The sequence below is a fragment of the Vibrio sp. 397 genome (assembly GCF_033339395.1).
Taxonomy (GTDB): domain Bacteria; phylum Pseudomonadota; class Gammaproteobacteria; order Enterobacterales; family Vibrionaceae; genus Vibrio; species Vibrio alginolyticus.
In genome coordinates, this window is the sequence record NZ_JAWOUN010000014.1 from 80979 (window position 1) to 104391 (window position 23413).

The following is a 23413-nucleotide window of genomic DNA, read 5'->3' on the forward strand; positions in this document are numbered from 1 at the left end:
TGGCCGATTTGGTTTTATGGTTATCAACTCCCAAGCAACCTCAAGATGATACATTTGCCTTTTATAAATACATCATCTTGAAGTGACTTGGGTTTTTACAGCTTAGCAGACTAAAAGGGAAGAAATGTGATAACTCGTTGAAAATGGGTGGTTATAAAGCGAAGATTGCACCAAATTTGGTTTGTTTGCTCGCTTTTTGTACGAATCTTAGCTCCAGTTAAGCTGGTTTGTTCCACGTTTTTTAGCGTCCGCAAGCATCTTGCCAAGACGATCGAGCACATACTCTGGCGTATCGGACTCTTTGAAAGACGTCGATACAGCAGCTAAGGTAATCATGATATTTTGCTCACGGAACTTAAAGGGTAATTGGCTAATATCACGCTGGATATGCTTAATAAGATCCAGTGTGTATTCTTCAGATTGTTCCGGGACGAGTAGAATGAACTCCTCGCCACCAAAGCGAGCCACTGTTTCCGTTTCTGATACGCGCTTGTTAATAGTACGAGCGATGATCTTCAGCGCTTTATCGCCAGCCGTATAACCATAGCTATCATTCACCGCTTTGAAATTGTCTACATCAAACAGCACAACACGAAGGTTTTGCTGAGAGCGAATCCAACGGCGATACTCTAGCTCTAGTCGATCGTTAAATGCAGTGCGGTTATAAACTTTAGTCAGCGGGTCGAGCAACATACGCTGAGCTTGGTCATCTAAGCGTCGACGATAATCTTGCGTAGTTTCAAATACCGCTTCGAGTTGGTTCTTACTGTAACTTAACCGCTCTTGCAGCGCTTGCTCTCGCTCTTCCGTCATTTTCAGTCGCTCTGTCAGCGACGCCATTTTTTCGAGAAGAGGCGTGATTTCTTTTTTCACAACCGCGATATCTTGAGCTTGATTAAGTGACTTTTGGCTTAATTCAACCAAGCTGTTCATTTCTGTGTTGAGCTCTTGGCGGTGTTCAAAGTAGGTATGATGCTGGTCGACGTTCTGATGAACGGTTTTTAGGTTACTTGCGAGAGAAGTGTTCAGCTGATCAAGGAATTGGCTAGACGCCTCGCGCTCGAACTTTGTTGCTTCGACAACCAATTTCAGCGTTGAGAGCGTAAGCTCAATGAGAGACTCGGCACTCACGCCAAGGAGCAACTTAGCGCGAATATCCAGCAATCTATCGCCTGATTCTCCCTCGAAATCAAGCTCTGTAATAGTATGTTGGAGGTCGCTGGCTAAGCACTCAAGCTGAGATCTGTCGGGATTGTTTTCAAATTCACTAAGATGTAGACGTGAATTAGACGTGATGATTTTCAGAGCGCGTTCGTAAATACTCAGTAGCTTAGTGGCTTGATCAGCTTTATTGCTGGCGTGAACTTCAGAGAAACTCATCAGGTTCCGTAGTTCACGTTTTAACTGCGCAGGTAAGCCCGTGACACGTTGCAGTGTTTCACCACTGTGCTTGATTTGTTCGTCAAGGTAACCGTTTTGTTTATCCATCGTCTTCGACTGCTGTTTGAGCATCCTCTCTAATACCGCTAAACGTGGGATAAGAGTACTGATATCTTTTTGATGTTGCAGCTCTTGTTGGATTTCAAACAGGTAATTGGATACCTGGGTATTCGAACCCTGGCAAGCTGAAGACAATGATGCCACAACGCGTTTAAGAACTTGTTGTTCACGTTTGAATTTGAGTGAAGTATCACGATGTGTCAGTCTGAGTTGGTCAAGTTGACAACTCAGCTGATGAAGCTGCGACTGAATATCGGATTCCAAGATTCCCATGAAGTGACTACGGTTAAGTCCATGTACTACTGACAATTATCCGATAATAACAAAAAACGTTATAGCGTCATTAGTTATTATGTCTAACAGGCGTTTAATTATCCATTTTTTAATATTTTCTTGATGTCGTCCTCATTCTTGTAGGACGAATGGATCTTAATCAGGCCTTGGCTAATGGCATGCTGACAGGCGGTTCTTATGTTACCCGTTGCAAAGCTCGCGGCGGGTGCGTTATCGATGGCTTTCAAGAAAACCCAGTGGCTTTGCTTATCCTTCAAGCTGACTTCTCGCGCAATGTGAGTCGCAAGCAGCAACAGATCGAGTAATTCCTCGTCGTTAATTGCAGTGTAGGCTCGTGGTAAGAACGGATAATCGCTGATACCCATGCGAATAATGCGGTTGACGTTGTGCTGCTGAGCGAACTCATCCACCCAAGTCTGGAATTTCTCGAACATGACTTCGGCAGAAGCATCACGGTCAGCGTTCGGTTCTATGTAGAGTAAGTTCGCATCTGAGAAATGGTAAAGACGCGACGGTTTTTCTATTTTTTCCGCAAGGAAGTCGCCAAATGCCCGTTCTAGTTCTAGACCTGCCTTATAGCCGTTATGGACGTACATGCTTCGTAAGAATGGCAAATCGATCATAACAAAGCGTAGGCGATCATTAAGTGGTTCGTGGATCAATTCACCCATTTGCCATTGCTCGAAAGTTTCGCTCGACTTTTTCAATGAGCGAGAAAGCTTAACATTCAGCATACGCAAGTTACGTAAACGAGAGCGAGAGTGGGTGAAGAGGTCGTTACGCAGTTTTTCGATTTCACTTGCTTGGCGCTGCATAATGACACCACGGCGCATAATGAACAAAAACATGACCAAGACAGTAATAAACAATGCAAATGAGATTTTCTGGAATTTACGATGCTCTCTTTCCACTTGCTCTAAGCGTTCTGATTGACCGATGTAATGGATGGTTTGTTCGGCAAATTCTTTTTGCTGACGGAACGCATCCTCACTGATTTGGTTAAGCTGCTTTTGTTCTAGACGAACGAGGTTGGTGTATTTTTTATAAGCTTGCAGAGAAAGTTTGTATTCGCCTGCCTGCTCGTAACCCAACCCAAGTAAACGGTATGACTGCTGCTTAATGAAGTTGTTATTTTCAGGTGACTTTTCAGCAAGTGCTAACGCCAGCTTAGCATTAGTAATGACGTCTTTACTGTCATTTTGATGATAAGCCAGACCTGACTGAAGCAGGGCAGCCTTTGCTTCAAGCTTAGGAATATTGGTGTATTCTAAAAGCTCTTTAGAGCGGTCTAAGTACTGCTCTGCTAGCGCGTAGTTATAGAGTTGTAGGTAGGTAGCCGCCAAGCTTAAGCGAATTTTAATGATTCTATTGATGTTCTTACTGGTACTTTCATGGTCAAGCACGTTGAAGTAATGCACTAACGCAAGGTTAAACTTACCCTGATAAAAGTAGATGTCGCCCATTTGCTCTAGGACGTCCGCTAGGATCGGAGAGCTAGGGTAAGAGTCATAAAAATCTGCGGCTTGAGATAAGTATTCGATCGCTTTGTCGTACACTCGTCGCTCCTGGAAGAGCCTAGCCAAAAGGCGATTCACTTTTGCTAATCTTGCACCACTGTTACTTTCAATAGATTGCCAATAACCGTATAGCAGCTCTGACAAAGCCAAATTGTATTTCTTGCTATTGAGGTAAAACTCGCCGACGGCTGTGTAGTAGTCGATCAAGGCTAACTCAGAGCGGCTATCGTCAAGCATGGTCTTTGCTTCAGAGTACAAGTTTTCCGCTTTAATGATATCGCCACTATGTGAAGCGAGGAGTGCTCTTTGCATCACTAGTCGGTAGCGAACGCTGTCGGTGCGTTGTAATACGGCATCGGCTTCATCGAGCTGTTGTTCAATTTGGTTAAGCGTGTCTTCCGCTTTTGAGTAGTTTTCGTCGTACATCCAAATCATTTGGTTGCGCATCAGCTGGAGATCTAAGTCCATGTACGGCAATTGATATTCTTGCGCTAAGCGTTCCGCTTTATTTAGGTGCTCGATAGCCGAACGAACATTACCCATGGCGTAATCTGCCTGAGCGATAATCTTGTGCGCTTCGATGGTGCTGCTTGGTGTGCGAACGCTACGATCTGTTTCGTCGCGAGACATGGCTGAAGGGCTGTCACTTTCTTTGCGTTCTGTTAGCTCACGCTGTGACAAATAGTTGGTTGCCGCTTGTTTTGCTTGTGATGGTTCTATTTCCGCCAATTGTTGTGCTTCGTTGAGTAACGCGGACGATAAAATGGTTGCATGAAGTGGCTGTACAAACAGCAAGCAAAGAAAGCCAATCAATTTGAATAGACGCGAACTGTCCCAAAACATCCTTTCGTTCCCTCGAACTGTTTTTAGATATGGCGATAACGGCGAAAAGCCTCAATTAGCCGTTTAAATGCGGGTTGAAGCCATTTGATATAGTAACATGCTTGGACAATAAAAACGTCCGGCAACCCTTTAGATTGCCGAACTTATTTCTGTTGCCTATGCGCTTACTGACGAGCCATACGGTGATTGTGAGCTGGCTTATCTTGTTCCGTTGAGCGGTAAGGGTTGATATCCAAGCCTCCACGGCGCGTATAGCGGGCAAATACGGTCAGTTTGCTTGGTTGGCAGTATTTCATTAGATCCGTAAAAATACGCTCTACACACTGTTCGTGGAACTCATTGTGCTCGCGGAAAGACACTAAGTAACGTAACAGCTTCTCACGAGCTATTTTTGCGCCGTGGTAGCGAATTTCTACACTGCCCCAGTCGGGTTGGTTAGTGATCAAACAGTTTGATTTCAATAGGTGGCTATGTAGCACCTCTTCAACTTGTACTTCACCTGCTGCACCTTCAAGCAAATCGGCATCGAAATCGTAACTGGTGATGTTAATGTCTTGGTCATCAATACATTCACCGTCCATTGTTACGATAGGTTGATTGGTATAGTGGGTCACTGGATTCACCTCAACCAGCACCTTTTCACCTGCGCATTCAGAAAGGTCTTGTGTTAAACGCTCAGTCACTTCTTCCCAGCTTGCAAAGCGGGTTTGGTTATAGCTGTTTAAGTACAGTTTGAAAGACTTCGATTCAATCAAGTTTGCGCTGGTGGCTGGAATGTATACTTCGCCAACGGCCACTTGTGGTAAACCTTTACTATTTAACCAAGACAGTTCGTACAGCGTCCAAATGTCGTGCCCCATGAAAGGCAGAGTATCGCCTAACTGGAGGTCATCTCGGTTCAGGCTGCGAGGGACTGGTTGCAGCAAGCTTGGGTCATACTGGTTCGCATACTCGGTCGTTTTACCTAGTGTTAGGCCAGCAAGCTCTTTAGCGTCAGAATATTTGCTCATACTTTGTGGTCGTTTTCGATTAGAATGGCGAGAATTTTACTGAATCCGCTGGTCAATTGCCATCCGGCAAGTACGGCTATCTGATAAATAAGGAATGAGGAGACCTTCATGACCCAAAACGTTACTCAGGCGCTACAAGAGTTCAGCCTGCGCTACCAACAAGCTTGGCAAGCTAAGCACAATGAGTTGCCAAGCAGTGAAGAGCTTGCAGAGCTTGTTTCTCCTTGTGTCGAAGAGAAGCGTGATGGAAAGGTGCTTTGGAAAGCGGTCGCACGTGATGAAATGGCCGATTTCACCAATGTGGAAAATGCGATTGAGTTGTCACTGCAAGATGATGTTAAAGCCTTTTATGGTTCTCAATACTGCGCTGATATGGAGGCAACTTGGCAAGGTAATTCGTTGACGCTGCTGCAAGTCTGGAGCGATGACGATTTCGTGCGTCTACAAGAAAATATTCTTGGTCATTTGGTGACGCAGCGCCGCTTGAAACTTAAACCAACAGTATTTATCGCAGCGACAGATGAGGAAATGGATGTGATTTCTATTTGTAACCTCACTGGCAATGTGATTCTAGAGCGTTTGGGCACCTCTAAACGTGATGTATTGGCAGATTCATTGGTTGAGTTCTTGAATAAGTTAGAGGCTGCCGTCTAAGTATGTATGTTGTTGAGTTGCAGTTTGAGTGTTTTGATAACACCACCGTCAGCGCGGTAGACAAAGCCATTAATGGCTTGATGGATGCTCTGCGTTACAACGGCCAAGTATTAGGTCGTGAATTCCCGATAGTGATGGGAGAAGGTGAATTTTTCGTTCGTGTTGTTTGCCCAGAACAAGACAGCTTGCATCCACGTTATCACTCAGATTTCGTCAAAGTGTGCATGAACCGTTTGTCGGATGCGTCTTTGCTTGCTCCGAAAATGCGTATGCTAGGGCGTGATTTGAATTCAGAACAAGCAGCCGAAGAAGAGACACCTAGCTGGCAAGTGTTGTACACGACTTATGTTCATACGTGTTCGCCTTTGCGAAGTGGTGAAACCCTGTTGCCAATTCCTTTGTATCGTAATGAGCCAACACTTAATGGAGACCATAAAGCCGTCATTAAGTGGCAGACTGAGTGGCAAGCGTGTGATGAAATCCAAATGGCAGGGGGTTGCCGAGCGGAACATGCGGCGCTGCACGAAATTTGCGATGTGGATAGTGTGCTGTTTCGCCGAGGTTGGGACTTACGTGGCCGTATCGAATACATCACGAAGATCCCTACGTACTATTACCAGTATCGTGTCGGTGGTCAGTCGCTGGAGAGCGAGAAAGCGCGCAAGTGTCCAAAATGCGATGGCGAGTGGCTACTCGATGAGCCACTACATGAAATATTTCATTTTAAGTGTGATGACTGCCGAATCGTGTCGAATATCTCTTGGGACCATCTTAAGTAGCGAATTGAAGCTACTTAAATGGGTAGATAGACAAATAGAAAGGGCTGATGTTTTCACATCAGCCCTTTTGTGTTTAGAACGTTTATGTTTAGAACGTTGTTTTCAGTCATGTTTTGAAAAGTGGGATTACCAACCTTTCACAACACCGCCTTTGAACAGCTCTTTTGCCGCTTCGTAAACTTCTTCCGTTTGGTAAGCTTTTACGAAGTTTTGTACGTTTTGCGCATTAACATTTTCTTCGCGAGCGACAATTAGGTTTACGTATGGTGAGTCTTTATCTTCAACGAACACGCCGTCACGCTCTGGCGATAGGTCGATAGAGCTTGCGTAAGTGGTGTTGATGATAGATAGCGTTACGTCATCCAATGAACGTGGAAGCTGTGGGGCTTCTAGTTCAATGATTTCGATATTTTTAGGGTTGCCTACGATGTCACGTACTGTAGCGAGTAGACCAACGCCATCACGTAGCGTAATCAAACCTTGTTGCTCAAGAAGCAGTAGTGAGCGACCTAGGTTAGTTGGGTCGTTTGGTACTGCGATGCGTGCGCCATCTTGAATTTCATCAATTGATTTTACTTGCTTTGAGTAACCAGCAATAGGGTAAACGAATGAGTTACCCGCGATAGCCAGTTTGTAGCCGCGGTCTTTCACTTGTTGATCTAGGTATGGTTTGTGTTGGAACGCATTCGCGTCTACTGAACCATCATCCAGAGCGGCGTTTGGTGTTACGTAATCGGTAAATGTTACTAGCTCAACGTCTAGGTTGTATTTCTCTTTTGCTACTTTAGCGGCAACTTCGGCTACTTGTGCTTCAGCACCAGCAATAACGCCAACTTTTACTTTGTTTACGTCTACTTCTTTGTCGCCGCAACCCGCTAGAGCAAGAGCAGAGGCAGCCGTTGCTACAGTCAAAAGACCTTTAAGGCTAAATTTCATCTTTATCTCCTTATAATTTGTATTTTTGATACTTATCTGTGGTCTACACGGCGCACCACTGCGTCACCGATAGACTGAATAATCTGTACTAGAACAATCAACATCACGACAGTCACGGCCATGATAGTTACATCGTAGCGGTGGAAACCGTAACGAATGGCTACGTCACCTAGGCCGCCGCCGCCTACCGTACCCGCCATAGCTGAGTAGCTAACGAGAGTGACCAAGGTAATCGTTACTGAGTTAACAATAGTCGGCATTGCTTCAGGTAGTAGAACTTTTGTGATGATCTGTGTTGGTGTCGCCCCCATTGACTGCGCTGCTTCCACCAAGCCTGTCGGTACTTCTAATAAAGCACCTTCAATAAGACGAGCGACAAAAGGAATGGCGCCAATAGTCAGTGGGACGATTGCTGCGGTTGTACCGATAAAGGTTCCAACTAGCATTTTTGTCACTGGAATAATCGCAACCATCAGTACGAGGAATGGCACAGAACGACCAATGTTAACGATAGCGCCTAAGCCGCTATTTAGTTTGGTGTTTTCAAGTAGGCCGCCTTTCTTAGTAATATGGAGGATTACGCCTAATGGAATACCCACAGCAAAGCCGACTAATCCGGCAACCGCAACCATGTAAAGCGTTTCCCACGTTGCACCTAAAAGTAGTTTGCTGTTTAAGCTCAGCCATTCAGAAATCGTATTAAAGGACATAACCAAGTACCTCTACTTTTACGTTGTGCTTACGAAGGTATTCAAGAGCTGCGTTGTCATCTTCTTCGTTACCAAATAGCTCTGCGACCATCATGCCGAATTTCACGCCACCAGCGTAATCAAGGTCGGAACTCAAAATACTCACATCAATATTGTATTTACGAGAAATTTGCGACATTAACGGTGCATCGACGGTTGCGCCAGTAAACTCTAAGCGAACCAACGGGTAGCCGCCATCAACACGCTCTGCTTGCAGACGAGCTTGGTAATCTTCAGGAATGGAAAGATCCAGCGTTGAGCGAATGAATTGGTGCGCTAGCTCTGTCTTAGGGTGCGCAAAAATATCGCCAACGGTGCCTTTTTCCACCAGCTCACCACCACCGATGATTGCTACTTCGTGACAGATACTTTTTACGACTTCCATTTCGTGAGTGATAAGTAAAATCGTGATGTTGAGTTTGCGGTTGATCTCTTTCAATAACTCAAGGATAGATTGAGTTGTTGCTGGATCTAGTGCGCTAGTGGCCTCATCACAAAGCAGCACGCTAGGATCGGATGCCAATGCACGAGCAATTGCCACACGCTGTTTTTGTCCGCCACTTAAGTTAGATGGGTAGCTCTCGTGTTTGTCGGCTAAGCCTACAAGCTTTAGCAACTCAGTTACTTTTGTTGTGATTTGCGATTTGTCTTTACCTGCTAGTTCTAGGGGTAATGCCACATTATCAAACACAGTACGAGACGAAAGCAGGTTAAAGTGCTGGAAGATCATGCCAATGTTACGGCGTGTTTCGACTAGTTGTTTTTTACTGAGTTTGGTTAGATCCACACCATCAACGATGATGGAACCAGAGGTCGGCGCTTCTAGCATGTTGACACAGCGGATCAGCGTACTTTTACCAGCACCTGATGAACCGATAACACCAAAGATGGTGCCTTTGTCGATGTGTAAGTTAATGTCTTTCAGGGCAAGGATTTCCTTACTGCCTTGGTAGAACACTTTATTGACGTTTTTTATTTCTATCATGTTTCAACCTGCCCAAAGATACGGGGAACTTCGCTGTCAAAAACGGCCTTTGACAGAACTTAATGTTGAGCTTTATCTCAATTTTCAGTTGATGCTATGGGTTAAGCAGAATGAAGTCAATAGATATTTTTACGTCTAGACGTCTAAATGTATGGATGTTCTGTTTTGAAACGAAGATGTATAGATAACAAGCAGGAGGTAGACGGCAGGGCACCCTCAGGTTTACCGATTCTTGCCCAACAAATCAACCGTTTTGTCGAGGCCAAGAATGAATTAGATAGTGTTGAAGTTTATAAGGTATGTAATAATCTGATTAAACCGAGTTAATAGAGAAATACGTTTTGGCAAAACCTGCTGTTTTTATCGATCGTGATGGCGTGATAAACGTTGACCACGGCTACGTTCATGACGAACATGATTTTGAGTACATTGATGGTGTTTTTGAAGCGACGAAAGTGCTAAAAGATAAAGGCTACCTTCTAGTGTTAGTGACGAATCAATCGGGCATCGCACGCGGTAAATTCAGTGAAGACCGTTTCTTGTCTCTGACTCAATGGATGGATTGGAACTTTGCTGATAATGGTGTTGAGTTCGATGGTATCTATTACTGCCCACATCATCCAGAACATGGCATTGGCGAGTACAAGCAAGATTGTGAGTGCCGTAAGCCAAAACCAGGCATGTTCATTTCTGCGCGTGACTTCTTGAAGATCGACATGGAGAAATCTGTGATGATCGGCGATAAAGCTGAAGACATGATGGCAGCAGAAGCGGCAGGCGTTGGCACTAAGATTTTGGTTCGCACTGGTAAGCCAGTAACAGAACAGGGCGAAGCCATTGCAACGGTAGTATTAGATAGCATTGCAGATGTGCCTGCGTACTTAAACAAGTAATCTTCATTACTGACTGAGTTAAGGGAAGCCACTGCTTCCCTTTTGTTTGATTCCTTCTTTTAGTCTGAACACTTATGAGCAAAAAACTCACCATTCTTGATATCGCAAAATTGGCTGGCGTGGGCAAATCGACGGTCAGCCGTGTGCTTACCAATGATCCCAAGGTAAAACCGCAAACGCGTGAGAAGGTAGAGCAAATCATTCGTGAATCAGGCTACGTCCCATCAAAGTCGGCGCAGTCGATGCGTGGTGGCAGTCAAAAGGTGATTGGTGTGATCATCTCTCGTTTGGATTCACCATCAGAAAATCGCGCCGTTGGTACCATGCTCAATGCTTTGTATTCCGCTGGTTATGATGCGGTGATCATGGAGAGCCAATTCGATCGCGATAAAACCAATGAACATTTGGATGTGCTTAAACGTCGCAACGTCGATGGGGTGATCGTGTTTGGCTTTACTGGATGTGATGAGCGAGCATTGGCGGAGTGGGGGAATCGTATCGTCGTGATCGCGATGGACACGCAAATGGTTTCCTCGATCAACTACGATAACCAAGGTGTGATAGACATGGCTTTGTCTCACCTTGAGCAGCAATCTTTATCTCGCATTGCTTATATTGGTGTTGATCCTGAAGACAAAACCACTGGCTTAGCTCGTCTAAATGCTTATAAAGCTTGGTGTCAACGCAAGCAAATTACACCTTGTTTCCAAACGGGTAAGTTGAGCCATGAAAGTTCTTATCAGTTGGTAGACAAAGTCCTTCAATCTGATACTCAGGCCATCGTGTGCGCCAGTGACACTATCGCGTTGGGCGTGATTAAGCGTCTTCAAGAGTTAGGACGTGAAGACGTGGTTGTGACAGGTGTTGGTGGTAATGAATTGCTCTCTTTCCTTTTCCCTAAAGTATTTAGTGTCGACCCAGGTTATACCCTTGCAGGTGAGAAGTCCGCTAACATGCTGATCAATCAATTAAATGGCGATGAGGAAGTGGTTCACTTTACTCAACAGCCTATCGTTTATTGACCCACACTAAAACGATCTGCTCTAAAATTATACTGTGATCACTCTCAATTAATGGGACTGTTCCCATTTTGTTTTTTGCCTTCGGATGGCAATATTAAAATCAAGAAATGGGAATGTTCCCATTTATAAAAACAAAATGATGAATCGAATGTATCCAATACAGGGTGGACAAAGTTATGAGTAAGATTGCGCGTCAAGATGTACAGCGTCTTATTGAGCTGGTCGGGGGGCCGGACAATATTGCCAGTGTAAGTCACTGTTTAACTCGCTTGCGTTTTGTTCTAAATGATACGGACAAAGCAGATACGAAACAGTTAGAAGCATTACCGATGGTGAAGGGCTGTTTTACCAACGCAGGCCAGTTCCAAGTGGTTATCGGTACTGAAGTGGATGAAGTTTACAAGGTACTGATCGGACTGACGGGTAAAAGTGAAGCCAGCAAAGACGAAGCGAAGAACGCTGCTCGTCAAAACATGAATATCGTTGAGCGTGGTATTTCCCACCTTGCAGAAATCTTTGTACCACTGCTACCAGCGATCATCACCGGTGGTCTGATCCTTGGTTTCCGTAACGTGATTGGCGACATCAAGATGTTTGATGGTCAAACGCTAACGGAAATCAGCCAGTTTTGGGCAACGGTACACTCTTTCTTATGGCTGATTGGTGAGGCGATCTTCTTCTTCCTACCAGTTGGCGTGTGTTGGTCGACAGTGAAAAAGCTCGGCGGTACTCCGATTCTGGGTATCACGCTTGGTGTGACATTGGTTTCTCCGCAGTTGATGAACGCCTACCTGATTGGTAAGCAAGTACCCGAAGTGTGGGACTTTGGCTTATTCGCCATCGAGAAAGTGGGCTACCAAGCGCAAGTGATTCCGGCAATGCTCGCTGGTATGGCACTGGCGTTTATTGAAACCAACTTAAAACGCATCATTCCGTCTTACCTTTACCTAGTGGTTGTGCCGTTTGTCTCAATCATTGTGTCTGTGATTCTTGCGCACTCTATCATTGGTCCATTCGGTCGTATGTTGGGTGACGGCGTTGCTTTCGCAGCAAAAGCAGCCATGACGGGTGACTTCGCAATGATTGGCTCAACCATCTTCGGCTTCCTATACGCGCCATTGGTCATTACTGGTATTCACCACACCACCAACGCGGTAGACCTTCAACTGATGCAAGAGCTAGGCGGTACGCCAATTTGGCCTCTGATTGCACTTTCAAACATTGCTCAAGCGTCTGCGGTCGTCGGCATCATTATCATCAGTAAAAAACACGGCGAGCGTGATATCTCAGTGCCTGCGGCTATCTCTGCTTACCTTGGCGTGACTGAACCGGCGATGTACGGCATCAACTTGAAATACAAGTTCCCAATGCTGAGCGCGATGATCGGTAGTGCGTGTGCTGCTGCTATTTGTGGTAGTGCGGGCGTAATGGCGAACGGTATCGGTGTGGGCGGTTTGCCGGGCATCTTGTCTATCCAACCGCAGTTCTGGGGCATTTTTGCTTTGGCTATGTTAGTCGCAATGCTGGTACCTGCTGCATTAACGTTAATTCTTTATAAGCGTGCACAAGCCAAAGGTGAGCTTGAGCCTGCAAACGCGTAATTCTATTTGAGGCAGTGACTTGGCTGCCTCCTCCTATTTTTCTTTTCAAATTTTAAGTTTCCGATTACTGGTAAGTGAGTGTTAGAAATGGCTATGACCAAGCATGATGAGAGCTGGTGGAAAACCGCAACCATCTATCAAATTTACCCAAAAAGCTTTTGTGACAGTGGCAGTAAAGGCACGGGCGACATCAAAGGGATCATTTCTAAGCTGGATTATCTTAAGCATCTTGGTGTGGATGCGATTTGGCTGACGCCGGTTTACCAATCGCCAATGATCGACAACGGTTATGACATCTCCGATTACTACTCGATCAATCCACAGTTCGGCACTATGGAAGATTTCGATACTTTGCTAGCAGAAGCGCATCAGTTGGGCATTCGTATCATCATGGACATTGTAGTGAACCACACGTCGACAGAACACAAGTGGTTCCAATCCGCACTGGGTGATAAAAACAGCCCATACCGTGATTACTACATCTGGAAAGATCCGGTAGATGGTGCTGAACCAAACAACTGGCAATCAAAGTTTGGTGGCAACGCTTGGGCGCTGGATGAAAAAACAGGCCAGTACTATTTGCACCTTTTTGCTAAAGAGCAAGCGGACTTAAACTGGGAAAACCCAGTAGTGCGTGAAGAAGTGAAAGAAGTCATCAGCTTCTGGGCAGAAAAAGGAGTGGATGGTTTCCGTCTCGACGTTATCAACCTGATTTCCAAGCAGCAAGATTTTCCAAGTGACGATATTGGTGATGGTCGTCGTTTCTACACGGATGGTCCACGTGTGCACGAATACCTTCAAGAGATTAGCGAATCTGTGTTTCAAAAATACGGCAGCGTGACGGTGGGTGAAATGTCTTCCACCACGCTAGAGCACTGCCAGCAATATTCTTCGCTAGACGGCAAAGAGCTATCCATGGTGTTCAACTTCCATCATCTGAAAGTCGATTATCCAAATGGTGAAAAATGGACCAAAGCGCCGTTTGATTTCATTCAGTTAAAACAGATCTTCAATCATTGGCAAACCGGCTTAAATGGCAAAGGGTGGGGGGCGTTGTTCTGGTGTAACCACGACCAGCCACGCGTTGTCAGCCGATTAGGTAACGAAGAGCAATACCGTGTTGAATCTGCCAAGATGCTTGCGGCATCAGTGCACATGATGCAAGGCACACCTTATGTTTACCAGGGGGAAGAGATCGGCATGACCAACCCGGGTTATACCGAAATCAGCCAATATCGTGATGTTGAAAGTACTAACATGTACGACATCATGGTCAACCGTGATGGTGTATCTCATGACGATATGATGGCGATCTTGGCACAGAAGTCGCGTGATAACTCACGTACACCAATGCAATGGAACAGTGCAAAACACGCGGGCTTTACTGAGGGCACGCCGTGGCTTGAAGTGGCGCAGAATTACTCGGAAATCAATGCTGAAGCTGCGGTTGCCGATTTGAACTCGGTGTTCTACTTTTACAAGCGTCTGATTGAACTGCGTAAACAGGTTCCAGTCATCACCGATGGCCGTTACGAGGACCTGCTGCCAGAGCACAAACGTATTTTCGCTTACGCTCGTCAGAACGATAAGCAAACGCTGCTGTGTATCAATAACTACTACGCTGAAGAGGTGGAATGCGTTCTGCCAGAACGTTTTGATATGAGTAAGGCGAAAAACTTGCTATCTAACTATCAAAACTCAGCGAGCGCAGTCGCGTCAAACCATCAAGTGTTACGACCTTACGAAACTCGTATTTTATTGATAGAAGAATAAACTCGGGTGTCATCACCTCTAAGATTGATGTTCGAGATGAAGGCTTTGGTGTGCTCCCCAAAGCCTTTTTTATTGAGGTGCGAGATACTTGTGGAGTACAGGCTTATTTTGTTTCAATTGCTGTTAGCTGCACTTTCTCTTCGTTGATTTGTACTTGTTGTACTTTCAGCAGTTCAATTTGTTCAATCAGACCTAAGCTCGGGTTAAACCAACGTTCTGCCGAAGTGGCGAACTCCATTGAGTCCATGTCATCACAGTTCAGGTTGTAGATGTTTTCTTCCATCAGGTATGCCGCTTCAATTTTCTTGCCTGAGATCGAGAACGCTTTACGCACGCCAGTCTCTCGGATTTGCTGTTGCCAAACCACTTGGCAAGATGCTGTCATAGGAAGGTTTTGTACCCACTCATGCTCTTCAAAACGGTCTAGTAGGTTGTGAACTGAGTAGCCTGTAAGAGTGGTTTGCAGAGATATAGTTTCTTCACCGATGTCAATATTCGGGCTTTTCTCTTTTACGTCGTCACCGTTTAGGCGGAAAATCGGACCGCTGCGCATAAGCATGGCAATAAACTGATGACCAATGAAATAAGCGTCAGTGATTTCATGGAGTGCACCATCTGATCCTGCAAAGTAAAGCGTATTGCTCTCTTCGTCGTCGTTGTACTGCTCGTCTGAATAGTAGAACTGTTCGGCGCCGTAGTTCACCAAGTCATTAACCAACTGGACCATTGCCTCGCTGTTTGGGATTTGTGCCAATGCTGCCAATATTTGCTCGCGACCCATCGCTTGGAAGCTCAGTTTTATGTCGCCTTCTGGTTGGCCATCCAAGCTAAATGCGTAGTTTAGCTGTGTGCTTGGCGTGGGAGCGAAGATTGAGTTGTGAATCGAGACGTCGAAACTTTCTTGAGGCACTTTGTTTGGATTCGCACTGCCAGAAGACGAACCTCCGCCACAGCCGTAAAGAGCCAGAGTTGCTGCTGCGATAAGCGTCATTTTGTTTAGCATGGTTTACATTCCTGATTGATAAGGCCGCTTCATGTTGGGCCGTTGCTTGAATGCGAGCATGCTAAGTTCAGTGAGAGAAAAAGGGCAAAAAACAAAAGATAATAGGGGTTAATGAAAGCTTAATTTTATATTTAGGTCTTTGTTTTATTTGGGGTTATTTCGTTGGCTACGTTAATGCAATACTCGTTAATGAGCGCTTTCCATCGGCTTATGATTTCTTGATCGGTCACACTAACATGCAACGTTTTCCACGGTTGGAGGCAAGTCTCTTTTGATTCAGATTGAGAAAGACGCTCAAACAAGGTTTCGGAAGGTAAAACGCGCAGCAGCGCCACCAGTGATTCCATGTAGTTGAGACGGAACTGTTCAAGTTTGTTCTGCTTGTAAGCAATGTGAGACACAAAGGTATAAATCAGTGCGTTTTGGATACGTGAGTCGCCATCTGGTGTCGTTAACAGAGCTTTTGCCCTGTCTAAGTTACCTAATTTGAAATGCAATAGACCTAACCAGAGGCTCAGCTCATCTGGCAAAACATCAAACGACGATTGTACTTGAGTTAAATACGCTTCCAGCTTTTGATGTTCGTGCTCGTATAAGGCGAGATGTCTTGCCGTTGTTATAGCCGCAAACTCATCAGATTGTCGGAGAGGTTGGCTAGAAAAGGCATTCTCGAATAACATTTTTTTGTGAATATTCGAAAGCTGCCACGAACTTGCCGAAGGTGCAGGCAGATTGAAGTATTGCGCGACATCCGAGTGCATTTGGAAAATATCCGATTGTAAGGCAGATAAACGCAGTGTGTACTCATTGCGAAACGCCAGCTTGCCCGTCGCAGGATAAATAAGGTTCATCTGCGCTTTCAAGATGCCCTGTTTTGTGCCGTCTTTTAACTCGATATTGAGCTCGTAGTCGCTGGTCTGCATGTTTCGTGCGCCAGGGAAATATGGCGTATGACCGATAGGATCAAGAAAGTAACTGGGAGCATCTTGGTTGGCGATGTCGGTGTATGGATATTCGACCTGTTGTTGCAGCAAGATGGCTTTGACCAGTATGCGGTATTTTCGCGCCTGGGAGCCGATTGAATCGACACGGTTGAGTAGTAGCTCGACTTTGGGAATCAGTAGTTGATGACGTGTTTGTTGTGTTGAGATTTCTTGGCGTTGCCATAACAAGCTTGCGAGTGTCATGCTACATACCGCAAGTATGGCACATAAGCTGTAAGCAAAAATCAGCTTGAAGTTCTTATTACTCGCCACCTGGGTTGAGATAACGCGCCGATGGTTTTTCGCTGGTGGCACTAAACGAATATTGGCAGGGTTAAGAAAGTAGCCTTTGCGGGGGTAAGTGACCAAGAGCTTAGCGGCATCGTATTCGGGTAAGTACTGCTGTAGCAGGGCACGTAAGGTGCTAATGCGGTTCGTGAGTATATTCTTAGAGATGAATTTGCTCTGCCAAATGGTTTCGATAATGGTATCGGCAGAGAGCGGATGTCCCACGCTTGTTAGCAGCAGTTCTAATAATTCAATGGTGCGAGGTTCAAGATCAATCGCGATAGCATCTTGATGAAGGGTCTGTGTCTTCGGGTTATAGATCAGCTCTCCAATCGCAATACAACTGTGAGTCTGTTTAGCTTGTTGCAGAAAGTCGCGCATACCGTACCGATCTATTTGGAAATCGCGAAGTATTATATAGCGATGGGAGCGCGAAATCTTATAAATCGCACTTCAATCATTATCAAAAATTTATGAACCGTAGGTCACGGAATAGCGGTGCGGTTTGTGGTTCATCGCTAACACGAGATTGAGTGCAAACGCCCCCAAAATTGAAAGGCCAATCACTTCTGGTGTGACAAAGAAGAATGAAGCAAACAGGATACATGCATCGATTGCCATTTGGCTTTTGCCAACTGAAATGCCAAATTTGTCTTGGATAAACAAACACAGCACGTTAAAGCCACCCAAGCTGGAGCGATGTCGGAATAGGATCAGCATACCGAGCCCCATTAAAAGCCCGCCTGCGACGGCGCAATAAACTTCATTTACCGATTCGAGCGAGATTAGCAAATAAAGATGATCGGCAAAGATAGAAACCAACGCGCCAGAAATGGCACTATTAATGGCGAAATGACGGCCGAAGCGTTTCCATGCTAGTAAGTAAAAAGGACTGTTTGCTAAAAAGTACAGCACACCAAAGGTAAAAGGTGTAAATTGGCTAATAAGCAGAGCCAATCCAGTCGTGCCTCCCGTTAGAAGGTTCGCGGATTGGAGAAAGAAAACGCCTTGAGCTACTAAAAAGGTACCCGTGAGAATCGCTATCCAGTCTTCTTTTAATGAGTGTTTTTCCATCAATGTTGCAGTCATTAGTGATAAATAAGGCTTGCATAGTAGTAAAAAGATGATCTTTTCGGTAGCTAGAGGGTAAAATTTACGGTAAACCTATGTAATTGCTGTTTTACAGGGTGTAAAGCACAAATTTGACAGGCAATAGATTGTCGTTATGCGATTGCAATGCTGGCATGATAAACATTGCTTGTCATCATGAAAAAACTGCATGAGAAAAATTGTAAATTTCTCTTTATGACCTAAATCAAATTATGTAGAATGCGCGCCATTAGGGTGACGAAAACGTTTGCGTCGGGTCATTCAACAGTTTTTTTGCAACTTTCAGTACTAATCTGAGTCAGGAGATACAGATGCTTAAGCGTGATATGAACATCGCAGATTACGATGCGGAACTGTTCGCAGCTATCCAGGAAGAAACTCTTCGCCAGGAAGAACACATTGAACTTATCGCTTCTGAAAACTACACAAGCCCACGTGTAATGGAAGCGCAAGGTTCTCAGCTAACGAACAAATACGCTGAAGGCTACCCAGGTAAGCGTTACTACGGCGGTTGTGAGTACGTAGATAAAGCTGAAGCACTAGCAATTGAGCGTGCATGCCAACTATTTGGTTGTGAGTACGCTAACGTACAGCCTCACTCAGGTTCTCAAGCAAACAGCGCAGTTTACATGGCGCTTCTTAACCCTGGCGATACAGTTTTAGGCATGAGCCTAGCACACGGTGGTCACCTAACTCACGGTTCACCAGTAAACTTCTCGGGTAAGCACTACAACGTTATCCCTTACGGTATCGATGAAGCTGGTCAAATCAACTACGACGAGATGGAACAGCTAGCACTTGAACACAAACCTAAGATGATCATCGGTGGTTTCTCTGCTTACTCGCAAATCGTTGATTGGAAACGCATGCGTGAAATCGCTGACAAAGCAGGTGCTTACTTATTTGTTGATATGGCGCACGTAGCTGGTCTTATCGCCGCCGGTGAATACCCAACACCAGTACCGCATGCTCACGTGGTAACAACAACGACGCACAAAACACTAGCAGGTCCTCGCGGTGGTCTTATCTTGTCAAATGCTGGCGAAGATATGTACAAGAAATTGAACTCAGCAGTGTTCCCTGGTGGTCAAGGTGGCCCTCTAATGCACGTTATCGCTGGTAAAGCAGTAGCGTTCAAAGAAGCGATGGAGCCAGAGTTCAAAGCTTATCAAGCTCGCGTAGTGAAAAACGCAAAAGCAATGGTTGGTCAGTTCCAAGAGCGTGGCTACAAAATCGTATCTAACGGTACAGAAAACCACTTGTTCCTTGTTGACCTAATCGACAAAGATATCACTGGTAAAGACGCAGACGCGGCACTAGGTGCAGCAAACATCACTGTAAACAAGAACTCAGTACCAAATGACCCACGCAGCCCATTCGTAACGTCTGGCATTCGTGTAGGTACGCCAGCGATCACTCGCCGTGGCTTCACTGAAGAAGATGCAAAAGAGCTAGCAAACTGGATGTGTGACGTTCTAGATAACATCGGCAACGAAGAAGTTATCGAAGCGACAAAACAGAAAGTGCTAGAAATTTGTAAGCGTCTACCAGTTTACGCCTAACTGCTTTTCATAGAGTGAGTCGATTTCGGTGTCGAACATACTCATTTGCTCGCGCAAACTCCGTGTGTTCTTCTAGAACTCGACTCATCTATTTTGAACATTGATATACTAAAGGCCCTCATTTGAGGGCCTTTTTGTTTGTCTAGCGTTTGGAATGAGATATAGCGAGAGTGTGTGATAAGGGGATGGCTACCAACACTGTCCCTTTTCAATATATCCAAACCACGTCATTCCGACGAGCCTAGGCGAGATCAGGAATCTTGTTGAGGCACACTCTTTTACTCAGAGTTTCCCTAAAAATCATCAGTACTCTGAAAACTGATTCTGAATCACGCTCGTTCCTCGCTGTTCAGAATGACAGTGGTAGAATGGCTTTTTATCATCATTTGCCAGATACAAAAAAGGTTGGCACTGAGCCAACCTTTTCTCTTCAAAACAAGCTTTTCAAAACAAGCGAGAGCTTATTTAATCTCGATACCTTGAGCTTGCATATCGGCATGGTAAGAAGAGCGCACAAATGGACCACACGCTGCATGCGTGAAGCCAAGTTCTAGTGCAACTTCTTTTAGCTCGTCAAACTCTGATGGCGGAACGTAACGTTCTACTGGCAAGTGGTGACGGCTTGGCGCTAGGTACTGGCCTAGAGTCAGCATCGTTACGCCGTGTGCGCGTAGATCTTTCAGTACTTCGATGATTTCTTCTTTGGTTTCACCAAGACCCATCATCAAACCAGACTTGGTCGGTACATCGGGATGCTGCTCTTTGAACTTCTTAAGAAGCTCAAGTGACCATTTATAGTTCGCACCAGGGCGAGCTTTACGGTAAAGACGTGGCGCGGTTTCTAAGTTGTGGTTGAAGACATCTGGCGGATTGTCTTTCATTAGATCAAGCGCTACATCCATGCGACCACGGAAGTCAGGAACCAGTGTTTCAATCTTAATATGCGGGTTTAACGCACGGATCTCGCGGTTACAATCGGCAAAGTGCTGTGCACCGCCGTCACGCAGATCGTCACGGTCAACAGAAGTGATTACTACGTATTTCAGCTTCATATCGGCAATGGTTTTCGCCAGTTTTTGAGGCTCTTCTGCTTCCGGTGGTAATGGGCGGCCATGAGCAACGTCACAGAAAGGACAACGACGAGTACAAATAGCACCTAAGATCATGAAGGTTGCTGTACCGTGGTTAAAACATTCCGCTAGGTTCGGGCAAGATGCTTCTTCACATACGGAGTGAAGTTTATTCTTACGCATCGCCGCTTTGATGTCTTGAATTCGTTGGCTGTCGGCTGGTAGCTTGATCTTCATCCAATCAGGCTTACGTAGCACTTCTTTCTGCTCTGTAGGCATGTTCTTTACGGGAATCAATGCCATTTTATCGGCGTCACGATATTTAACGCCTTTTTCCATCTGGATTGGTTTGCTCATGCTTTATTACCTTGAGAAGGTGCTTCTGTGCTGAATTCTACTTGCTCATAATCGAGCAAAGTAACGAGTTCTTCTATTAATTGTTTTTCTACGGCTTCTACATTGTCTGGGCCGCCAAATTGGCTGACCTGAACCATTTCCATACCTTCATAACCACAAGGGTTAATACGCAGAAACGGTGTTAAATCCATATTTACGTTCAAGGCTAAACCATGAAACGAGCATCCTTTACGAATGCGTAAACCGAGAGAGCATATTTTCTTACCGGCAACGTAGACACCTGGTGCGTCAGGTCGCGCGGCTGAGTCAATATTGTATGCTTTTAGCGTGTTGATCACGAGGTTCTCGATTGTGGTAACGAGATCTCGTACACCTAATTTTTTACGGCGTAGGTTGATCAAGAAGTAGGCGACCAACTGACCAGGGCCATGATACGTAACCTGGCCTCCGCGATCACTTTGTACAACAGGAATATCGCCAGTGTTAATCAAGTGCTCAGCTTTACCTGCCTGTCCTTGCGTAAATACTGGGTTATGTTCTACCAACCAGACTTCATCACGGGTTTCTTCTGTGCGTTGGTCGGTGAACTCATGCATCGCCTTCCATACAGGCTCATAGTCTTGGCGGCCAAGTCGTTTTACAACAAGTTGGTGTTGCATGGGAATTCCTGTTGCTAATATATAAAGTTTTTGGATTATAAACCGGATAACCCTGATGCTCTACCGCTGCGTAACAGATTTTTAACTGAAAGTGATGTAAAGCCTCGTTATCTCTTTGATAAATAAAAAGAAAGCAGCCAAGGCTGCTTTCAAAAAAAATTTAATATATCAAAAAATTATAGAACCATGCGTACGATGTCAATTTCACCTAACTCTTTGTACAGTGTCTCAACCTGCTCGATAGAGGTTGCAGTAATGTTGATTGACACAGAGTGGTAGTTGCCCTTAGCACTTGGTTTAACGGTCGGGCTGTAGTCACCTGGAGCATGGCGCTGAATAACTTCAAGAACAAGCTCTGGAAGTTCAGGCTTTGCATGACCCATTACCTTGTAAGTAAATGAACAAGGGAACTCAAGCAGGTCTTTTAATTTTGCATCAGAGTTGATGGTTAGCATATCGATAACTCCAGTAGATATTCGTTGCGGTGCGAAATAGTACAGTCAAATTAGGGGGAACTCAAGACGAGGAGCTCAAACTTAAAAAGCCGCCCATTCAGGCGGCTTTGCGAATAAGTTTGCTACTCTAATGTTCTTTTTAGAAGAAGCTCTTGAATAACAATACGATGTAATCCCACATGCGGCTAAATAGACTACCTTGCTCTACGGTTTCTAGTGCCATTAGTGGGTATTCGGCAATATCTTCACCATCGATCTGATAGTATAGCTTACCAACTACATCACCTTTATTAATTGGGGCTTCTAGCTCTTTTTCAAGGACGAAGCTTGCTTTTAGGTTTTTCGCTTCACCACGCGGTAGTGTTACGTAAGTATCTTGGTCAAGACCCAGTGCTACGGTGTCTTTGTTACCCATCCACACTTTTTCTTCTACGAACGTTTCACCTGCTTTGTGCGGTGCCACTGTTTCGAAGAAACGGAAGCCGTAGCTTAGCAGCTTTTTACTTTCTGACTTACGAGCATTGGCATCTTTAGTACCCATAACGACCGCAACCAAGCGCATTTGACCTTCAGTTGCTGAACTTACTAGGCTGTAACCCGCATTACTTGTGTGACCCGTTTTGATACCGTCAACGTTCATGCTCTTATCCCAAAGTAGACCGTTACGGTTGTATTGGGTGATGCCGTTGTAAGTAAATTTCTTCTCTGAGTACACTCGGTACTCATTTGGTACGTCACGGATAAGTGCTTTACCCAGCAGTGCCATGTCGTATGGTGTTGAGTACAACTCTGCGTTATCTAAGCCATGAACGTTGGCAAAGTGCGAGTTAGTCATACCCAATGTGTTGGCCCAAGCGTTCATTAGGTCAACAAACGCATCTTCTGAACCTGCAATATGTTCTGCCATCGCAACACAGGCATCGTTACCTGACTGGACGATGATACCTCGGTTCAGGTCACGTACTTTAACTGTTGTGCCTACTTCAATGAACATCTTTGATGAATCAGGGAAGTTTTTCGCCCACGCATTTTTACTGATGGTGACATCATCATCTTCTGAGATATTACCACGCGCTAGCTCTTGGCCGATTACATAGCTGGTCATCATCTTAGTCAGACTAGCTGGAGACAATTTTGTGTTCATCTCTTTCTCTGCCAGTACTTTACCTGAATGGTAATCCATCAGCACGTAGCCCTTCGCCGCGATTTGAGGGGCATCTGGAACAACGATAGGTGATGCAAGAGCAGATTGAGCGAAAGTTGCAGAAAGGGCAACCGAAGAAACGAGAATAGATTTCACAAACTTATTTTTATTCATGGTAATTCAAATTTTTGGGTTAACTGCAGACATCTTATCAGAATCCCTAGTT

General features: G+C 45.1%; 20 protein-coding genes. 7 read left to right on the top strand and 13 right to left on the bottom strand.

All coding sequences use genetic code 11. The annotated features are described in order from the left end of the window. Window positions 1-207: 207 nt before the first annotated feature. The 3 genes from R7P36_RS19525 to queF form a co-directional block, all read right to left on the bottom strand. On the bottom strand, window positions 208-1773 hold the full coding sequence (locus R7P36_RS19525) for a sensor domain-containing diguanylate cyclase (RefSeq protein WP_005381978.1): 1566 nt from the start codon (window positions 1771-1773) through the stop codon (window positions 208-210). A 98-nt stretch (window positions 1774-1871) separates the two neighbouring features. Then, entirely contained in the window at window positions 1872-4154 is a 2283-nt protein-coding gene (locus tag R7P36_RS19530) for a tetratricopeptide repeat protein (protein ID WP_017635678.1), read from the bottom strand. A gap of 164 nt (window positions 4155-4318) precedes the next feature. Further along, entirely contained in the window at window positions 4319-5164 is an 846-nt protein-coding gene (queF, locus tag R7P36_RS19535; protein WP_213899799.1) for an NADPH-dependent 7-cyano-7-deazaguanine reductase QueF, read from the bottom strand. Between the two features lie 108 nt (window positions 5165-5272). Between queF and syd the strand changes: the two genes are divergently transcribed. Both syd and R7P36_RS19545 read left to right on the top strand, forming a co-directional pair. After that, the gene (syd, locus tag R7P36_RS19540) at window positions 5273-5818 is read left to right on the top strand and encodes a SecY-interacting protein (protein WP_005381970.1); all 546 of its coding nucleotides are present in this window, start codon (window positions 5273-5275) and stop codon (window positions 5816-5818) included. A 2-nt stretch (window positions 5819-5820) separates the two neighbouring features. Next, window positions 5821-6597 (top strand): Zn-ribbon-containing protein, encoded by a 777-nt coding sequence (locus tag R7P36_RS19545; protein WP_047010147.1) that lies wholly within the window; start codon window positions 5821-5823, stop codon window positions 6595-6597. 126 nt (window positions 6598-6723) lie between these two features. Here R7P36_RS19545 and R7P36_RS19550 read toward each other — a convergent pair whose 3' ends face one another. Genes R7P36_RS19550 through metN form a run of 3 tightly spaced genes read right to left on the bottom strand, consistent with a single transcriptional unit; the run spans window position 6724 to window position 9267 of the window. Next, window positions 6724-7533, bottom strand: a complete 810-nt coding sequence (locus R7P36_RS19550; protein WP_005381966.1) for a MetQ/NlpA family lipoprotein — start codon at window positions 7531-7533, stop codon at window positions 6724-6726. A gap of 32 nt (window positions 7534-7565) precedes the next feature. Then, window positions 7566-8243, bottom strand: coding sequence for a methionine ABC transporter permease (locus tag R7P36_RS19555; protein WP_005383604.1), 678 nt, complete (start codon window positions 8241-8243; stop codon window positions 7566-7568). Next, window positions 8233-9267: a methionine ABC transporter ATP-binding protein MetN gene (gene metN, locus R7P36_RS19560; protein WP_213899800.1), complete on the bottom strand. Its 1035-nt coding sequence runs from the start codon at window positions 9265-9267 to the stop codon at window positions 8233-8235. The genes R7P36_RS19555 and metN overlap by 11 nt, the downstream gene beginning before the upstream one ends. A 341-nt stretch (window positions 9268-9608) precedes the next feature. Between metN and gmhB the strand changes: the two genes are divergently transcribed. The 4 genes from gmhB to treC all read left to right on the top strand — a co-directional run bounded on the left by gmhB (window position 9609) and on the right by treC (window position 14556). After that, window positions 9609-10160 carry a D-glycero-beta-D-manno-heptose 1,7-bisphosphate 7-phosphatase gene (gene gmhB / locus R7P36_RS19565; protein WP_017635675.1) on the top strand — a complete coding sequence of 184 codons (552 nt, stop codon included), beginning with the start codon at window positions 9609-9611 and terminating at the stop codon, window positions 10158-10160. Between the two features lie 74 nt (window positions 10161-10234). After that, window positions 10235-11182, top strand: a complete 948-nt coding sequence (treR, locus tag R7P36_RS19570) for a trehalose operon repressor TreR (protein WP_042521221.1) — start codon at window positions 10235-10237, stop codon at window positions 11180-11182. A 176-nt stretch (window positions 11183-11358) separates the two neighbouring features. After that, complete coding sequence (treB, locus tag R7P36_RS19575) at window positions 11359-12783, top strand: PTS trehalose transporter subunit IIBC (RefSeq protein WP_213899801.1); 1425 nt, start codon at window positions 11359-11361, stop codon at window positions 12781-12783. Window positions 12784-12870: 87 nt separating this feature from the next. Further along, window positions 12871-14556: an alpha,alpha-phosphotrehalase gene (gene treC / locus R7P36_RS19580; RefSeq protein WP_213899802.1), complete on the top strand. Its 1686-nt coding sequence runs from the start codon at window positions 12871-12873 to the stop codon at window positions 14554-14556. A 103-nt stretch (window positions 14557-14659) separates the two neighbouring features. Here the strand turns inward: treC and R7P36_RS19585 are convergent, their stop codons facing one another. The 3 genes from R7P36_RS19585 to R7P36_RS19595 all read right to left on the bottom strand — a co-directional run bounded on the left by R7P36_RS19585 (window position 14660) and on the right by R7P36_RS19595 (window position 17904). Continuing rightward, window positions 14660-15559 (bottom strand): hypothetical protein, encoded by a 900-nt coding sequence (locus tag R7P36_RS19585; protein ID WP_033905857.1) that lies wholly within the window; start codon window positions 15557-15559, stop codon window positions 14660-14662. Between the two features lie 131 nt (window positions 15560-15690). Continuing rightward, the gene (locus R7P36_RS19590) at window positions 15691-17211 is read right to left on the bottom strand and encodes a transcriptional regulator (RefSeq protein ID WP_213899803.1); all 1521 of its coding nucleotides are present in this window, start codon (window positions 17209-17211) and stop codon (window positions 15691-15693) included. 90 nt (window positions 17212-17301) lie between these two features. Then, the gene (locus R7P36_RS19595; protein ID WP_017635671.1) at window positions 17302-17904 is read right to left on the bottom strand and encodes a YitT family protein; all 603 of its coding nucleotides are present in this window, start codon (window positions 17902-17904) and stop codon (window positions 17302-17304) included. Window positions 17905-18251: 347 nt separating this feature from the next. Here R7P36_RS19595 and glyA point away from each other — a divergent pair, with 347 nt between their 5' ends. After that, complete coding sequence (glyA, locus tag R7P36_RS19600; protein WP_005381985.1) at window positions 18252-19502, top strand: serine hydroxymethyltransferase; 1251 nt, start codon at window positions 18252-18254, stop codon at window positions 19500-19502. 461 nt (window positions 19503-19963) lie between these two features. Here the strand turns inward: glyA and lipA are convergent, their stop codons facing one another. The 4 genes from lipA to R7P36_RS19620 all read right to left on the bottom strand — a co-directional run bounded on the left by lipA (window position 19964) and on the right by R7P36_RS19620 (window position 23361). Then, on the bottom strand, window positions 19964-20929 hold the full coding sequence (gene lipA, locus R7P36_RS19605; protein ID WP_005391329.1) for a lipoyl synthase: 966 nt from the start codon (window positions 20927-20929) through the stop codon (window positions 19964-19966). Further along, the gene (gene lipB, locus R7P36_RS19610; RefSeq protein ID WP_005384137.1) at window positions 20926-21588 is read right to left on the bottom strand and encodes a lipoyl(octanoyl) transferase LipB; all 663 of its coding nucleotides are present in this window, start codon (window positions 21586-21588) and stop codon (window positions 20926-20928) included. Before lipB ends, lipA begins: the two co-directional genes overlap by 4 nt. Window positions 21589-21764: 176 nt before the next feature. Further along, window positions 21765-22043 carry a DUF493 family protein YbeD gene (gene ybeD, locus R7P36_RS19615; RefSeq protein WP_005384135.1) on the bottom strand — a complete coding sequence of 93 codons (279 nt, stop codon included), beginning with the start codon at window positions 22041-22043 and terminating at the stop codon, window positions 21765-21767. A gap of 139 nt (window positions 22044-22182) precedes the next feature. Then, window positions 22183-23361, bottom strand: coding sequence for a serine hydrolase (locus tag R7P36_RS19620; protein ID WP_005384132.1), 1179 nt, complete (start codon window positions 23359-23361; stop codon window positions 22183-22185). Window positions 23362-23413: the final 52 nt, after the last annotated feature.

Bases quoted from the DNA above. Each gene is read 5' to 3' on its own strand.
- R7P36_RS19525 (WP_005381978.1), bottom strand. From the start codon at position 1,773: ATGGGAATCTTGGAATCCGATATTCAGTCGCAGCTTCATCAGCTGAGT.
- R7P36_RS19530 (WP_017635678.1), bottom strand. From the start codon at position 4,154: ATGTTTTGGGACAGTTCGCGTCTATTCAAATTGATTGGCTTTCTTTGC.
- queF (WP_213899799.1), bottom strand. From the start codon at position 5,164: ATGAGCAAATATTCTGACGCTAAAGAGCTTGCTGGCCTAACACTAGGT.
- syd (WP_005381970.1), top strand. From the start codon at position 5,273: ATGACCCAAAACGTTACTCAGGCGCTACAAGAGTTCAGCCTGCGCTAC.
- R7P36_RS19545 (WP_047010147.1), top strand. From the start codon at position 5,821: ATGTATGTTGTTGAGTTGCAGTTTGAGTGTTTTGATAACACCACCGTC.
- R7P36_RS19550 (WP_005381966.1), bottom strand. From the start codon at position 7,533: ATGAAATTTAGCCTTAAAGGTCTTTTGACTGTAGCAACGGCTGCCTCT.
- R7P36_RS19555 (WP_005383604.1), bottom strand. From the start codon at position 8,243: ATGTCCTTTAATACGATTTCTGAATGGCTGAGCTTAAACAGCAAACTA.
- metN (WP_213899800.1), bottom strand. From the start codon at position 9,267: ATGATAGAAATAAAAAACGTCAATAAAGTGTTCTACCAAGGCAGTAAG.
- treR (WP_042521221.1), top strand. From the start codon at position 10,235: ATGAGCAAAAAACTCACCATTCTTGATATCGCAAAATTGGCTGGCGTG.
- treB (WP_213899801.1), top strand. From the start codon at position 11,359: ATGAGTAAGATTGCGCGTCAAGATGTACAGCGTCTTATTGAGCTGGTC.
- treC (WP_213899802.1), top strand. From the start codon at position 12,871: ATGGCTATGACCAAGCATGATGAGAGCTGGTGGAAAACCGCAACCATC.
- R7P36_RS19585 (WP_033905857.1), bottom strand. From the start codon at position 15,559: ATGCTAAACAAAATGACGCTTATCGCAGCAGCAACTCTGGCTCTTTAC.
- R7P36_RS19590 (WP_213899803.1), bottom strand. From the start codon at position 17,211: ATGCGCGACTTTCTGCAACAAGCTAAACAGACTCACAGTTGTATTGCG.
- R7P36_RS19595 (WP_017635671.1), bottom strand. From the start codon at position 17,904: ATGGAAAAACACTCATTAAAAGAAGACTGGATAGCGATTCTCACGGGT.
- glyA (WP_005381985.1), top strand. From the start codon at position 18,252: ATGCTTAAGCGTGATATGAACATCGCAGATTACGATGCGGAACTGTTC.
- lipA (WP_005391329.1), bottom strand. From the start codon at position 20,929: ATGAGCAAACCAATCCAGATGGAAAAAGGCGTTAAATATCGTGACGCC.
- lipB (WP_005384137.1), bottom strand. From the start codon at position 21,588: ATGCAACACCAACTTGTTGTAAAACGACTTGGCCGCCAAGACTATGAG.
- ybeD (WP_005384135.1), bottom strand. From the start codon at position 22,043: ATGCTAACCATCAACTCTGATGCAAAATTAAAAGACCTGCTTGAGTTC.
- R7P36_RS19620 (WP_005384132.1), bottom strand. From the start codon at position 23,361: ATGAATAAAAATAAGTTTGTGAAATCTATTCTCGTTTCTTCGGTTGCC.